At 74.7% G+C, this 14082-nt stretch carries 16 protein-coding genes; 10 read left to right on the top strand and 6 right to left on the bottom strand.

Features of this window, described 5'->3' with window-relative positions; all coding sequences use genetic code 11:
* The 4 genes from PSR1_RS15070 to rsmA form a co-directional block, all read left to right on the top strand.
* On the top strand, window positions 1–304 hold a 304-nt coding region (locus tag PSR1_RS15070; protein ID WP_152643364.1), incomplete at its 5' end, for a tetratricopeptide repeat protein.
* A 237-nt stretch (window positions 305–541) separates the two neighbouring features.
* Window positions 542–1546 carry a tRNA (adenosine(37)-N6)-threonylcarbamoyltransferase complex transferase subunit TsaD gene (tsaD, locus tag PSR1_RS15075; RefSeq protein ID WP_059438325.1) on the top strand — a complete coding sequence of 335 codons (1005 nt, stop codon included), beginning with the start codon at window positions 542–544 and terminating at the stop codon, window positions 1544–1546.
* Between the two features lie 282 nt (window positions 1547–1828).
* Window positions 1829–2155: an SPW repeat protein gene (locus tag PSR1_RS15080; protein ID WP_059438326.1), complete on the top strand. Its 327-nt coding sequence runs from the start codon at window positions 1829–1831 to the stop codon at window positions 2153–2155.
* Between the two features lie 51 nt (window positions 2156–2206).
* Window positions 2207–3061 (top strand): 16S rRNA (adenine(1518)-N(6)/adenine(1519)-N(6))-dimethyltransferase RsmA, encoded by an 855-nt coding sequence (rsmA, locus tag PSR1_RS15085; RefSeq protein ID WP_059438327.1) that lies wholly within the window; start codon window positions 2207–2209, stop codon window positions 3059–3061.
* Window positions 3062–3157: 96 nt separating this feature from the next.
* Here rsmA and PSR1_RS15090 read toward each other — a convergent pair whose 3' ends face one another.
* Entirely contained in the window at window positions 3158–3424 is a 267-nt protein-coding gene (locus PSR1_RS15090; protein ID WP_059438328.1) for a hypothetical protein, read from the bottom strand.
* A gap of 225 nt (window positions 3425–3649) precedes the next feature.
* Here PSR1_RS15090 and PSR1_RS15095 point away from each other — a divergent pair, with 225 nt between their 5' ends.
* The 5 genes from PSR1_RS15095 (at window position 3650) to PSR1_RS15115 (ending at window position 7677) form a co-directional block, all read left to right on the top strand.
* Window positions 3650–4297: a deoxynucleoside kinase gene (locus PSR1_RS15095; RefSeq protein WP_059438329.1), complete on the top strand. Its 648-nt coding sequence runs from the start codon at window positions 3650–3652 to the stop codon at window positions 4295–4297.
* Between the two features lie 67 nt (window positions 4298–4364).
* Window positions 4365–5285 carry a 3-methyl-2-oxobutanoate hydroxymethyltransferase gene (gene panB, locus PSR1_RS15100; protein ID WP_059438330.1) on the top strand — a complete coding sequence of 307 codons (921 nt, stop codon included), beginning with the start codon at window positions 4365–4367 and terminating at the stop codon, window positions 5283–5285.
* Window positions 5286–5309: 24 nt separating this feature from the next.
* Window positions 5310–6179, top strand: coding sequence for a pantoate--beta-alanine ligase (panC, locus tag PSR1_RS15105; protein WP_059438331.1), 870 nt, complete (start codon window positions 5310–5312; stop codon window positions 6177–6179).
* The gene (gene smpB / locus PSR1_RS15110; RefSeq protein WP_059438332.1) at window positions 6176–6664 is read left to right on the top strand and encodes an SsrA-binding protein SmpB; all 489 of its coding nucleotides are present in this window, start codon (window positions 6176–6178) and stop codon (window positions 6662–6664) included. The genes panC and smpB overlap by 4 nt, the downstream gene beginning before the upstream one ends.
* A 107-nt stretch (window positions 6665–6771) precedes the next feature.
* Window positions 6772–7677, top strand: a complete 906-nt coding sequence (locus PSR1_RS15115) for an HD domain-containing phosphohydrolase (protein WP_237758005.1) — start codon at window positions 6772–6774, stop codon at window positions 7675–7677.
* A gap of 189 nt (window positions 7678–7866) precedes the next feature.
* On the opposite strand, the gene PSR1_RS15120 is transcribed toward PSR1_RS15115, so the two are convergent.
* The 3 genes from PSR1_RS15120 to PSR1_RS15130 all read right to left on the bottom strand — a co-directional run bounded on the left by PSR1_RS15120 (window position 7867) and on the right by PSR1_RS15130 (window position 10883).
* Entirely contained in the window at window positions 7867–8202 is a 336-nt protein-coding gene (locus PSR1_RS15120) for a DUF971 domain-containing protein (RefSeq protein ID WP_059438334.1), read from the bottom strand.
* Between the two features lie 35 nt (window positions 8203–8237).
* Window positions 8238–8987 (bottom strand): NRDE family protein, encoded by a 750-nt coding sequence (locus PSR1_RS15125; RefSeq protein ID WP_059438335.1) that lies wholly within the window; start codon window positions 8985–8987, stop codon window positions 8238–8240.
* 105 nt (window positions 8988–9092) lie between these two features.
* Complete coding sequence (locus PSR1_RS15130; protein ID WP_059438336.1) at window positions 9093–10883, bottom strand: phosphoenolpyruvate carboxykinase (GTP); 1791 nt, start codon at window positions 10881–10883, stop codon at window positions 9093–9095.
* A 243-nt stretch (window positions 10884–11126) separates the two neighbouring features.
* Here PSR1_RS15130 and treZ point away from each other — a divergent pair, with 243 nt between their 5' ends.
* A complete protein-coding gene (gene treZ / locus PSR1_RS15135; RefSeq protein ID WP_059438337.1) occupies window positions 11127–12791 on the top strand; it encodes a malto-oligosyltrehalose trehalohydrolase in 1665 nt (554 codons plus the stop codon).
* 148 nt (window positions 12792–12939) lie between these two features.
* Here treZ and PSR1_RS15140 read toward each other — a convergent pair whose 3' ends face one another.
* Window positions 12940–13194, bottom strand: coding sequence for a hypothetical protein (locus tag PSR1_RS15140; RefSeq protein WP_059438338.1), 255 nt, complete (start codon window positions 13192–13194; stop codon window positions 12940–12942).
* A 402-nt stretch (window positions 13195–13596) separates the two neighbouring features.
* Window positions 13597–14082: S1 RNA-binding domain-containing protein (locus tag PSR1_RS15145; protein ID WP_152643365.1), on the bottom strand; the 486-nt coding region annotated here is incomplete at its 5' end.

A 14082-nucleotide genomic window follows, 5' to 3' on the forward strand; every position in this document is an offset into this window, starting at 1 on the left:
GTTCGCCGAGGCCGCCTCCGACTACCGGCGCGCGGTCGCGCTGCGGCCGACCGCGCCCGGCTACGTCGGCCTCGCCCGCGCGCTGCACGACGCGCAGCGCTCCGGCGAGGCGGTCCGCGCGCTCGATCGCGCCATCGAGCTCGATCCCGCCTACGCGCCCGCCTGGCTGCTGCGCGGCGAGATCCACCAGGGCGCGGGGCGCGCGTCCCAGGCCCGCGCCGCGTACGCGCGGTTCCTGGAGCTGTCGCCGACCGGCCCCGAGGCGCGCGCCGTCCGCGACATCCTCGGCCGGCAGCTCCGGTAGTCCCCCGGACGCGCGAGCCCGGCGCCGCGGGTTGGGCTCGCGCGCGGGACCGGACCGCGTTACCTTCCGCCCCCGTCATGCCGACCCGGGTCCTCGCCATCGAGACCTCCTGCGACGAGGTGGTCTGGACCGGGGGGACGCAGACGGCGCGACCCCCCCCGGGCCCCCCGCGCGCTCCGGGGCAGGCTCATCCGCCTGCCCCTCCGCGCGCAGCGGTCTCGTCGCGATGGAGATCGAATGACCCGAGTGCTCGCCATCGAGACCTCCTGCGACGAGACCGCATGCGCGGTCGTCGAGGACGGCCGGCGCGCGCTCTCCGACGTGGTGTCCACGCAGATCGACATCCACCGGCGCTGGGGCGGCGTCGTGCCCGAGCTGGCGAGCCGCAACCACGTCGTGCAGGTGATGCCGGTGGTGGACGAGGCGCTGGCGCGCTCCGGCGTCGGGCCGGAGGGCCTCGACGCGGTGGCGGTGACGAGCGGGCCGGGGCTGGTGGGCGCGCTGCTGGTGGGCGTGCAGGCCGCCAAGGCGCTGGCGCTCGCCTGGGGCAAGCCGCTGGTCGGCGTGAACCACCTCGAGGGCCACCTGGTGGCGGCGTTCCTGGCCGAGGTCCCGCCCGCGTTCCCGTACCTCGGGCTGGTGGTGTCGGGCGGGCACACCTCGCTCTACGCCGCGCACGGCTTCGGCGACTACCGCCTGCTCGGCCAGACCCGCGACGACGCCGCCGGCGAGGCGTTCGACAAGGGCGCGAAGCTGCTCGGCCTGCCGTACCCGGGCGGCGTCGCCATCGACCGGCTCGCGAAGGAGGGCGACCCGGCCGCGATCCGCTTCCCCAAGGCGATCGTGAAGGGCGCCGACCTCGACTTCAGCTTCTCCGGGCTGAAGACCGCGCTCCTGCACCACGTGAAGAAGCACGGCGTGCCGGAGGGGCCCGCGCTCGCCGACCTGTGCGCGAGCTACCAGGAGGCGATCGTGCGCGCGCTGGTGGAGAAGGCGTTCCGCGCCGCGCGCCGCCTCCAGTTCGACCGGCTGGTGCTCGCGGGCGGCGTGGCGGCGAACAGCCGGCTGCGCGCCGCCGCCGCCGCGCGCGCGGCGGAGTACGAGGGCATGTCCGTGTTCATCCCGCCGGTCAGGCTCTGCACCGACAACGCAGCCATGATCGCCGTCGCCGGCACGCACGCGCTGCTCCGGGGCGAGCGAGCCGGGCCGGACCTGAACGCCGATCCCGCCTGGCGCCTCTGAGAGCGCCGCCCATTCGCGTAGAGCCCTGCTGCGGCGCACGCTGGCTGCCTGCGCCGGGCAGACTCGTCCCTGCGCTGCTCGACGTGCCTACGGGCACGCCTGCGCTGCTCGGTCCTCGTGTGCCCGGCTCGGCGACGCCATCGTGTGCCTCGCGACGGGCCCCACGCGAACGGGAGGCGCTATGATCGCCCGCGCCACCCTGCCGGGCGGACGGGCGCCCGCCCGGTCCCTGCGGCCGCGGCCCGCCGTTCCTATCTGATCGCCGGAGGGATCGGAGCGGCCATGTCCTTGCGGTGGCTCAACGTGCTGTTCGGCGGCTGGATGCTCGCGACCGGCCTGGTCGCGGGCCCGCGCGCGCCGGAGTTCGGCGATCACATCTTCCTCGGCCTCGCCATCTTCCTGGTGGCGTTCCTGGCGATGGCGCTGCCGCGCCTCCAGGCCGTCAACGTCGCCCTGGGCGCCTGGGCCGTGCTGTCGCCCTTCGTGCTCGGCTACCTCGACGCCGGACTGGCGGTGAACGACATCGTGGTCGGGATCCTGGTCTGCTGGGTGGCGCTCACGCCGCCGCGCCCGCACCGGCCGCGCGGACGAGCCGCCCCCGCCGCCTGAGCCACGGCGCGCGGGACGGCGCGGCCGCGCCGGGGCATACTGCGCCCCGCGATGACCGACCGCTATCCGAGCCCGCGCGCGCTGCTCGACAAGTACGACCTCCGCGCGAAGAAGAGCTGGGGCCAGAACTTCCTCGGCGACGAGGCCGTCCTCGACGACATCGCGGGGCTCGCGGCGCCGCGCGCCGGCGACGCGGTGCTGGAGCTCGGCGCCGGCCTCGGCCACCTCACGGCGCGCCTGCTGGCGCGGGGCGCGCGCGTGGCCGCGGTGGAGCGCGACCGCGACATGGCCCGGGTGCTGCGCGGCGAGCTGGGCGACCGGATCACGCTGCTGGAGGCGGACGCGGCGCGGCTCGACTACGCCGCGCTGGCGGCCCGCTTCGGCGCGCCCCGGGCCGCGGGGGAGGGGGCGCGGCTCGCGGTGGTGGGGAACCTGCCGTACCACCTCACCAGCCCGATCCTGTTCTCGATCCTCGACCAGGTGGCGCACGTGTCGCGCGCGGTGTTCCTGCTGCAGCGCGAGGTGGCCGAGCGGCTCGCCGCCCCGCCCGCCAGCCGGGACTGGGGCGTGCTCTCGGTGCTCCTCCAGCGCGAGGCCGACGTGTCGGTGGAGCGGATCGTGCCGCCCGGCGCGTTCTGGCCGCCGCCGAAGGTGGAGAGCGCGGTGCTCTGCGCGCTGTTCCGGCCGCCCGCGGACGCGGTGGGGGACCCGGCGCGCTTCCGCCGGCTGGTGAAGGCCGGCTTCGGCCTGCGGCGCAAGACGCTGCGCAACGCGCTCGGCTCGGCGAAGCTCGCGGCCCCCGCGCGCCTCGAGGCGGCGTTCGCGGCCGCCGGGGTGGACCCGGGCCGCCGGGGCGAGACGCTCACGCTGGCCGAGTGGGCCGCGCTCGACCGCGCGCTCGACTGAGCCTGGAAGAAGTCACGGGCGCCCGTCCAGAATCTCCCCGCCCGCCCCGACCAACCCCATCCGTCGAACGGGCGCCCGTGAGCCGTCCCCGGTGGCCTAGAGGCCTCCGGTGCGGGCGGTGGCGAGCATCAGGCTCATGTTCCGAGCGCCGTTCTCGCCGAGGTACCGCCGGAACGCGACCGGGTCGAGCTTCATCGACCGGATGGTCGCCGCCACGATGGCGTCGTAGCTGGGGGCGTTCGGCTTCTTGAGCTCGAGCGCGATCTTGAGGATGGCGCGGTGGTAGGCGGGGTCGATCCCGTCCTCCTGCGCCGTCCCCGCCTTCGCCACGGCCTTCTGCCCGACCGCCACCCTGCTCCGCATCTCCGCCTCCGTGCCCCGGCTCCGCCCTGCGAACCAGCATGACGATACGTGGCTGCACATGCGGGGTCAAGGGCAGCCCTGATCCCAGGATCATGGATCCCGCGATCCAGATGTCAGATCGTCGCGGGTGGCCGCGTCCGCCGGCCCGCGGACGGCCCCGCCGCGGGCGCGCCTTGCGGGCGACCTCCGCGCGTGGCAATCTCGCGCGTTCCTGCGAGCTTCCGGATGGAACGCCCCCGATACATCGCCGTCGAAGGACCCATCGGCGTCGGCAAGACGACCCTCGCCCAGGTGCTGGCCGAGCGGCTGGGCGCCCGCCTGGTGCTGGAGGAGGCGGAGGCGAACCCGTTCCTCCCGGCGTTCTACGCCGACCGGAAGAAGCACGCCTTCCAGGCGCAGGTGTTCTTCCTGCTCTCGCGCTTCCAGCAGCAGCAGGTGCTGTTCCAGCAGGACCTGTTCTCCAGCTCGACCGTGGCCGACTACCTGTTCGCGAAGGACCGCATCTTCGCGACCTTGACGCTGGAGCCGGCCGAGCTGGCGCTTTACCGCCAGATCCACGAGCTGCTGGGCCCGCGGGTGGTCCGGCCGGACCTGGTCATCTACCTGCAGGCCCGCACCGACGTGCTCCTGTCGCGCATCAAGAAGCGCGGCCGGGACTTCGAGCGGGGCCTCGATCCCGCCTACGTCGAGGCGCTCGCGAAGGCCTACAACGACTTCTTCTTCCACTACGAGGACACGCCGCTGCTGGTGGTCAACACCAGCGACATCGACGTGGAGTCCGAGCCCGAGGATCTCGAGGCGCTGCTCGCCGTGATCCGGAAGCATCGCAAGGGCACGCAGCACTACGTACCGCTGGGCACCAGGACGTATTAGAGTCGTCTCCTCGCCTCACCAATGGGCAGGACCCCGGCCACGGGGCCTACACCGGAGGTCGTCGAAGATGTCGTCCCATCCCCCCGCGCCACGCAAGCACGTCACCATCCACGAGCTGCGCCGGATGAAGGAGTCCGGCGAGCGCATCGCCATGGTCACCGCCTACGACGCGACCGCCGCGCGGCTGGTCGCCGCCGCCGGGGTGGACGCGGTGCTGGTGGGCGACTCGCTGGGCATGGCGGTGCAGGGCCACGAGTCCACGCTGCCGGTCACGCTCGACCAGATGGTCTACCACTCGGCCATGGTGCGGCGCGGGCTGGCCCGCGGCGACGGCCGGGCCCACCTCGTCACCGACATGAGCTTCGGCAGCTACCAGGCCAGCGCCGACGAGGCGGTGAAGGCCGCCATGCGGCTGGTGGCCGAGGGCGGCGCCGAGGGCGTGAAGCTCGAGGGCGGCGCCGAGTTCGGCGAGGTGATCCGCCGGATCGTGCGCGCCGGCGTGCCGGTGATGGGCCACATCGGCCTGACGCCGCAGTCCGTCCACAGGATGGGCGGCTACGTGGTGCAGGGGAAGGACTCGGAGAAGGCGCAGCAGATCCTGCGCGACGCCCGGGCGCTCGAGGCGGCCGGCTGCTACGCGCTGGTGCTGGAGTGCATCCCCTCCGAGCTGGCCCGCATCGTCACCTCGCAGCTGCGCATCCCGACCGTCGGCATCGGCGCGGGCCCGCACTGCGACGGGCAGGTGCTGGTGCTGAACGACCTGCTCGGCCTCGACGCCTCCTTCACGCCCAAGTTCGTGAAGCGCTTCGGCGAGGTCGGCGCCGCCGTGGAGGGCGCGGTGGGCGCGTACGTGGGCGAGGTGAAGGCGCGCGCGTTCCCCGACGACGCGCACAGCTTCCACTCCAGCTCGGTCCGCCTCGTCCCGGTGGAGCGCCACCCCGAGGAGGCGGAGGAAGAGCCGCCGGACGCCATCGGCGCCCCCATCTAGCGCCGGGGATCGAGCACACCCAGAGTGAAGACACCCGAGCTGATCACCGATCCGGCCTCGTGGCAGGCCCGCTGCACCGCCGCGCGCGAGGGCGGCACGCGCATCGCCCTGGTCACGACCATGGGCTACCTGCACGAGGGCCACCTCTCGCTCATGCGGGAGGCGCGGCGCCGCGCCGACGCGGGCGGCCGCCGCGGCCTGGCCGTGGGCACCATCTTCGTGAACCCGACGCAGTTCGGCCCGACCGAGGACCTGGCCCGCTATCCGCGCGACCTGGAGGGCGACCTCGCGAAGTGCGCCGCCGCCGGCCTCGACGCGGTGCTCGCGCCGAGCGACCCGGCCCAGATGTTCGCGCCGGGGCACGAGACCTGGGTGACGGTGGAGCGCGCCTCGCAGGGGCTGGACGGCGCCTCGCGCCCGGGCCACTTCCGCGGCGTGGCCACGGTGGTGGCGAAGCTGTTCAACCTGACCCGCCCGCACGTGGCGCTGTTCGGGGAGAAGGACTGGCAGCAGCTCGCCGTGATCCGCGCCATGGTGCGCGACCTCGCCTTCGGCATCGAGATCGTGGGCATGCCCATCGTGCGCGAGCCGGACGGCCTGGCGCTCTCCTCGCGCAACGCCTACCTCTCGCCGGACGAGCGGCGGCGCGCGCTCGCGCTCTCCGGGGCGCTCGCCGAGGCCCGCGAGGCCGCCGCCCGCGGCGAGCGCGACGCGGCCGCGCTGCGGGCCGGGGCGCGGGCCCGCCTGGAGGCGGCCGGCGGCCGGGTGGACTACGTCGAGCTCGTCCACCCCGAGACGCTCGCGCCGGTGGCGCGCGCCGAGCCCGGCAGCGTGCTGCTGCTCGCCGCGTTCTTCGGCACCACCCGCCTCATCGACAACGGCAGGCTGCCGTGAAGGGCAAGGCCGGCAAGGCGGCGGACGCCGCGGAGAAGGTCGCGGCCTCCAACCGCCGCGCGCGCTTCGACTACGACATCGAGGACACCTGGGAGGCCGGGCTGGTGCTCACCGGCAGCGAGGTGAAGTCGCTGCGCGAGGGGAACGTCAACCTGTCCGACGCGTACGCGATGCCGCGCGGCGAGGAGCTGTGGCTCCTCAACTGCCGCATCGGCGAGTACAAGCAGGCGGCGCACTTCGGCCACGCGCCGCTGCGCGACCGGAAGCTCCTCATGAACCGCGCCGAGATCGACCGCGTCCGCGGCAAGGTCGAGCAGCGCGGGTACACGCTCGTGCCGCTGCGGATCTACTTCAAGCAGGGCTGGGCCAAGGTGGAGCTGGGCCTGGCGCGCGGCCGCTCCCACGAGGACCGGCGCGGGGCCATCGCCGAGCGCGAGTCGAAGCGCGAGATGGACCGGGCGCTCGCCCGGGGCCGGCGCCGCTAGCCACCCCGGCTCCGCTCCTTCCTCGGCGGGCCCCCGATCGCGCGGCCGCCGTTCTCGATGGGGCGGTGGCTCCCGCGACGCGGCGCGGCCCTGCTAGCCTCGTCGCGGTGTTCGACCGGCTCACGCTCGCCGAGGACCTGCTCGACTGCCGGGGCCGGGCGATCGCGCGCCGCGGCCTGGTGGTGTCGCCCGAGTCCATCGAGGAGGCGGCCCAGCGCGCGAGGCCGGCGCCGCGCCGCGCGCTCGCGGAGACGCCGCTCGGCGGCGACGTCGCGGAGGTCCTGGACGACCCCACGTACCGGGCGCTGTTCGCGCGCGCGGGGGCGCGCGACGCGGTGGCGCGCGCCGTCGGCGCGGCCGGCCTGACCGCGGCGCTGGTCGAGGAGCTGCTGGCGCTCCGCGAGGAGCGGCCGGCGCTCCACCTCCACGCGTTCACCACCGCGGCGGTGGCGGTCCGCATGCTGCTCACCGCGGTGGGCGGCGCGCGGGCGCTGCCGGACCTCGCCGCGGCGGCGCTGCTGCACGACCTCGGCATGCGGCACGTGCCGGTGGCGGTGGTGGAGCGCGCCGACCGGCTGGAGATCCGCGAGGCGCACCGGATCGCCGCCCACCCGCTGCTCGGCGCCTACCAGCTCGCCTTCGAGCTGGGCCCGCACCCGGCGGTCGCCGCGGCCCGCTGCCACCACTGGCGCTGCGGGCAGGGCTACCCGGGCATGGGCGCCGCCCCCTCGCGCGCGGTGGAGGTCGTGTCGGTGGCGAGCGCGTTCGCGGCGCTGACGCGGCCGCGCGCCTACCGCTCGGCGGCCTACGACGCGCGCGGCGCGGCCGACGTGATCGTGGCGGAGGTGCTGGCCGGGCACGCCGACGCGAACACCGCCAAGCTGCTGGTGCACGCCCTGCGCGGCGGCCGCGGCGACCCGCGCGCCGTCCGCTTCGGGGGCGCGCGCGACGGGCACGCGCCCGAGGTGAACCGCCACGCGCCGGTGTCGGCACCTGGACGCAGTCCGCTGTAAGCGCTCACCCCGAGCGTAGGACCGCGGAGCGGTCCGGAGTCGAGGGGCTGGGCGAAGCCCGCTGTAAGCGCTCACCCCGAGCGTAGGACCGCGGAGCGGTCCGGAGTCGAGGGGCTGGACGCAGCCCGCTGTAGGCCGCTCACCCCGAGCGTAGGACCGCGCAGCGGTCCGGAGTCGAGGGGCAGGCCGCTACGTCAGCCCGCACGCCTGGCGCAGCGTGGGCCAGGCGTAGAGGCCGGTGTTGTGGCCGTCGGACCACTGGATCTGGATCGCGTACGCGCCCACCGGGTTGATCTCCAGCGGGTGGATGTCCGCCGGGATGGTGGAGGAGTCGAGGAGCTTCTTGCCGGTGCCCTCCTCCACGCAGGAGGCGCACGGGCAGAAGTCGCGCAGCGCCCACGAGGTGATGGTCGTCTCGCGCCCGCCCGGCCACACGATGCGGATGGCGTTGTCGGGCTGGACGTCGATCGACTCGGGCGGCTCGGCGGTCTGCTTCTGGAAGGTGATCCGGTCGAGGAGTCCCATGGCGGTTCCTTGGATGGCGCCCGGCGGGCGCGGTGTCAAGCGGTGCGCGCCAGCGCGGCGACGAGGTCGGCCCGGTCCTGGTGCGGCCCGAGGCAGGGGCGGGCGTCGGTCGCGTACAGCTCCGAGCGGTCCAGCTCCGGCGCGAGGCGCAGCAGCGCCGACGAGCGGGTGCCGTAGTCCGGGTCCATGTGGATGCAGGTGGCGAGCGCGGTGCCGGTCCCGGGCACGGCCGCGTGCCGGGTGAGCACCTCGCGCAGGCGGGGGACCGAGGGCTCGAGCGGCCAGTGCGCGCGCACCAGGTCGGCGCGCGGACCCCGCCCTTGCGCCGAGGTCTCGGTGACGACGTGCAGGCCGGGGCCGAGCGGCTCGAGCCCGGAGGTCTCGCCGTCGTACCACCACAGGAACGCGGCGCGCGCGTCGGCCACCACGAGGTGGAACGGGTTCCACTGCGCCGCGTCGGCGCGCTCGACGGCCGCGCGCGCCGCCTCCGCGTCGGGCGCGGCGAGCGCGAGCGGCACGAGGTCGCCGCGCGAGCGGCGCTCCGGGTCGGGGTACCACTGCACCGGCGCGTGGTAGTTGGTCACGCCGGCGAAGACCCCCCGCGCCGAGAGGCCGATCCAGGTGCCGCCGGCGAGGAGGTCGCGCGGCGCCGCGTAGCGGATCCCGGTCGCGCCGTCGCGCAGGCCCCAGCCCTCCGACGGGCGCCCGTTCCGCTCGTCGCGGTTGGCGGCCACGATCACCGGCCAGCGGCGATCGGCCTGGAGGGCGACGGCGAGGGTGCACATGCCGGGAACGCTTAACACGGGGCCGGCGGCCCCGCTCGCCCGGCGCAAAGGGAAGGGGCCCGACCGTCGCCGGCCGGGCCCCCGGGGACGCCTCGCGCGGGCGCGCTACTTCACCTTGCGGGCGGCGCGGACGCGCTCGAGCAGCAGCTCGCGCTGGAGCGCCAGCGGGCCGGGCAGCGTCTTGCCGAGCTTCTCGAACCACTCGGCCTGCGACTCCAGCTCCTGCTCCCACTCGCCGAGGTCGATCTTGGTCGCGGCGGCGATGGCGTCCCTGGACACGTCGAGGCCGTGCAGGTCGAGGCCGGCGTCACCCGGCGTGTAGCCGAGCAGCGTCTCCTTGGCGGGCGCGCGGCCGGCGGCGCGGTCGAGCATCCACTTCAGCACGCGCATGTTGTCGCCGTAGCCCGGCCACAGGAACTTGCCCTCGGCGCTCTTCCGGAACCAGTTCACCAGGAAGATCTTGGGCGGGTTCGGGATGCGCGACTGCATGTCGAGCCAGTGCTGCAGGTAGCTCCCGCAGTCGTAGCCGATGAACGGTAGCATGGCCATCGGGTCGCGGCGGACCACGCCGACCTGGCCGGTGGCGGCGGCGGTGGTCTCCGACCCCATGGTCGAGCCCAGGTACACGCCGTGCGTCCAGTTGAACGCCTCGAGCACCAGCGGGACGGTGGTGGAGCGGCGGCCGCCGAAGATGATGGCCGAGATGGGCACGCCCTTCGGATCGTCCACCAGCGGCGAGATGGCCGGGTTGTTCTTCGCCGGCGCGGTGAAGCGGCTGTTCGGGTGGGCCGCCTTCTCGGTGGAGCCCTTCTTCCAGGGCTGGCCCTTCCAGTCGATCAGCTCGGCCGGCGCCTCGTGGTCCATCCCCTCCCACCAGATGTCGCCGTCCGGCGTGCGGGCGACGTTGGTGAAGATGGTGTCCTTGCGGACCGAGTCCATCGCGTTGGGGTTGGTCTTGCGGTTCGTGCCCGGGGCCACGCCGAAGTAGCCGTTCTCCGGGTTCACCGCCCAGAGCCGGCCGTCCTCGCCCACGCGCATCCAGGAGATGTCGTCGCCGACCGTCCGGATCTTCCAGCCCGGGAACGCGGCGGGCGGGATCATCATGGCGAAGTTGGTCTTGCCGCAGGCCGACGGGAACGCGGCGGCGACGTACTGCTTCTCGCCGGTCGGGCTCTCCGCCTCGAGGATCAGCATGTGCTCGGCGAGCCAGCCCTCGTTCTTCGCGAGGTAGCTGGCGATGCGGAGCGCCAGGCACTTCTTGCCGAGCAGCGCGTTGCCGCCGTAGCCGGAGCCGACCGACCAGATGGTGTTGTCCTGCGGGAAGTGGCAGATGAAGCGGCGCTCGGGGTTGCAGTCGGCGACCGAGTGCAGGCCGCGGTTGAACTCGTTCGAGTCGCCGAGGCGGTCGAGCGCCACCTTCCCCATGCGCGCCATGATCCCCATGTTCAGGGCCACGTACACGGAGTCGGTGATCTCGATGCCGACCTTCGCGAAGGGCGAGGTGCTCGGGCCCATCACGTAGGGCACCACGTACATGGTGCGGCCCTTCATCGACCCGTCGAAGATGGCGCCGAGCTTCCGGTACGCCTCCTTCGGCTCCATCCAGTTGTTGGTGGGGCCGGCCTCCTCCTTCGTCGGCGTACAGATGAAGGTGAGGTGCTCGACGCGGGCGACGTCGCTCGGGTTCGAGTGGTGGTAGTGGCAGCCGGGCCACTTCTGCTGGTCGAGCGGGATGAGGACCTTGGCGGCGACGGCGTCGTCGGTGAGCCGCTTCTTCTCGGCCTCGGAGCCGTCGCACCAGTAGACGCGATCGGGCTTGCAGAGCTTCGCCATCTCGTCGACCCAGCCGAGCAGGTGCGGGTTCGAGGTGGGACGAGCGGCAGGAGAGGTGGACATCAGGAATTCCTTTTTACGGTTATTCGGAAAAAGGGCCTGGGGACGCGCGACTGCGGCGCGGAGAACGGGGACGCCAAGCTAGCGCACGAGAGGTCGGAGAGTCGAGCCCCGAATTCGCGGTCCGACCTGCAAGCTGGCGCCGGCGTGCACCGCGCGCAAACGTGCGCCGCCGCGCCCCGCGATCGGGCGACACGACCCCGCGGCGAGCCCGCGCCGCACGCGCGGAGGCGCTACGTTCCTCGCATGCCGCTCGCGACGCACGGCACCGAGATCACGACCGGAGGCGTCCGGTTCCGCACCTGGGCGCCGCGCGTGGAGCGCCTGGCGGTGCGGATCGACGGCGCGGACCACCCGCTCTCGCCCGCGCCGGGCGGATGGTGGACCGGCGAGGTCCGCGGCGCGGGCCACGGCACGCGCTACCAGCTCGTGCTGCCGGGCGGGCGAGCGCTCCCCGATCCCGCCTCGCGCGCGCAGCCCGAGGGCGTTCACGGTCCGTCCGAGGTGTTCGACCCGGCGCGGCACCGGTGGCGGCGCGCGTTCGCCGGGCTGCCGCTCGAGGCGCTGGTCTTCTACGAGCTCCACGTCGGCGCCTTCACCGAGGCCGGCACGCTGGACGCCGCGGCCGAGGCCCTGCCCGGCCTGGCGGAGCTGGGCGTCACCTGCGTCGAGCTCATGCCGGTGCAGCCGTTCGCCGGCGTGCGCAACTGGGGCTACGACGGCGTGCAGAGCTGGGCGGTGCACGCCGCGTACGGCGGGCCGGCGGCGCTGCAGCGCTTCGTGGACCGCGCGCACGCGCTCGGCCTCGCGGTGTGCCTCGACGTCGTCTACAACCACCTCGGCCCGGAGGGGAACTACCTCCCGCAGCTCGCGCCGTACCTCACCGACCGTCACCGCACGCCCTGGGGCGACGGCCTCGATCTCGACGGCCCGGCCGCCGGGCCGGTGCGCGCCTACTTCCTCGGCGCCGCGCTGCAGTGGGTGCGCGACTTCCGGGTGGACGCGCTCCGCCTCGACGCCACGCACGCCATCCGCGACGGCGGGCCGCGTCACCTGGTGGCCGAGCTGTGCGACGAGGTCTCGGCGCTGGCGCGCCGCGAGGGGCGCCGCATCCACGTGATCGCGGAGAACGACGACAACGACCGGCGGGTCCTCGACCCGCCGCCCGCCGGCTGGGGCTGCTCCGCCGTCTGGGCGGACGACCTGCACCACGCCATCCACGCGCTCGTGACCGGCGAGCGGGAGCGCTACCTCGCCGACTTCGGCGCGCCGGAGCAGGTGGCCCGCGCGCTGTCGGAGGGCTTCGTCTTCCAGGGCGAGCCCTCCGCGTACCGGGGCCGGCCGCACGGCACGCGCGTGGCGGGGCTCGCGCCGTCGCGCTTCGTCGCGTGCGCGCAGAACCACGACCAGATCGGGAACCGCCCGCACGGCGAGCGGCTGGCCGCCCTGCTGCCCTGGCCGGCGCTCGAGCCCATCGCGGCGCTCGTGCTGCTCGGCTCGGCGCTCCCGCTCCTGTTCATGGGCGAGGAGTACGGCGAGACGCGGCCGTTCCAGTACTTCACCAGCCACGGCGACGCGGGCCTGGCGCGCGCGGTGTCGGAGGGGCGCCGCGCCGAGCACATCGCGCGCGGACACGGAGAGCCGCCGGACCCGCAGGACGAGCGCACGTTCCTGGGATCGAGGCTCTCGCACCGGCGCGACGGCCGGCACGCCGCGCTCCGCGAGCACCACCGGCGGCTGCTCGAGGTGCGCCGCCGCCACCGCGACGTCATCGCGGCCCGCTGGCCGGAGGTGGCGCGCGAGGGCGCGGCCTTCACGCTCCGGCGGCCCGGCCTCACCGTGCGCGCGAACCTCTCGGACCGCGCCGAGGCCGGGCTCGGCCCGTGGGGCTGGAGCGTCGACGAGGGGTGACGCCCGACGCGCCTGGCGAGGGCGCCCCGAGCGCGCGCGCAGGCGGCCCGGGGCGCGCTCTGGCGGCGCGCGGGTCGAGGCGCGCGGCGGTGCGGGGCCCGCCCCCCCAGCGGTCGCGAGGGGCCGGCCCGCACCGGACGCGCGCGCCTCAGGCGAGCGCGCGCCGATCCTGACGGAAGTGGCGGATGACCAGCGCGAGCGCGACCACGATGGTCGCGAACGGGACGGTCACGGTGAGGGCCAGCAGCGCCACCCAGCCGACCGCGCTCATGACCGCGACCACCGCCGCGGTGACGAGCGCGCCGAGGAGCACGCGCCGGGCCTCCCCCATCACGCGGGTCATCACCCGTGCGGGGGACTGGGACTGAGACGAGTACGACAGTGCACCGTACTGTGTGGCCATCGCGTCGCTCCTTCGCCGCGTTGCCGGCGCGGTCGCGGGTCGCTCAGGGGTCCGGGCGACCACAGGCCATCAGATACGGGGTCTCGGCGGCTCCTGCGATGGGCCAAAAGGACGCTGACCTAATGGTTTCAATGGGTTACGATCTGGGTCGCTTGACGCAGATCAGGGCGCGCCGGAACGAGACCCGGAGTTACCGGAGGCGCTCCGGGAAAGTGGACCGCGTGACTCAATATTGACCGCAGGAGCAAGTCACACGCGATCGAGTGAGCCGGCGGCAGCGCGTCCCTGATGGGCTGACCCGCCGGCGCCCGCACGGACCGTGCGTCCGCGGCGGGCGCGGCCGCGGCCGATCACCGTGCGTGAACGCACGCGCGGTGATCGGCGACCGCGGCGGACGACGCGCTACTTCTTCTCGAGCTTCTGCCGGAGCAGGTCGCCGAGCGTGCCGAAGCCCTTGCCCTGCGCGCGCGGCGCCTTCGCCATGTACTCGCGCGCCTCGGCGCGCTCCGCGGCGTGCTCGGCCTCGGTCTTCGAGAGCCGGATGCGGCCCTGCTCGTCGATCGCCGAGACGAGCGCCTGCAGCGTGTCGCCGACCTTGAAGCTCCGGCGCAGGTCGGCGCCGCGCGGCGTGCCGGTCTCGCTGGCCGGCACCAGCCCGCGGCCGCCGGCGAAGCGCACGAACACGCCGAAGCTCTCCACCTTGTCCACGGTGGCCTGCACCACGTCGCCGACGCGCGGCGGCGGCGGCGGGGCGGGGCGGGCGGGCCGCTCGGCGCCCTCCGCGCCCGGCGCCGGCGCGGCCGGCTCGGGGCGCGGCGCGAGCGCCTTCACCGACAGCCCGATGCGCTCGCCCTTCTTCGGATCCTCGTCGATCCGGAGCACCTGCAC

Source organism: Anaeromyxobacter sp. PSR-1 (assembly GCF_000964525.1).
Taxonomy (GTDB): domain Bacteria; phylum Myxococcota; class Myxococcia; order Myxococcales; family Anaeromyxobacteraceae; genus Anaeromyxobacter.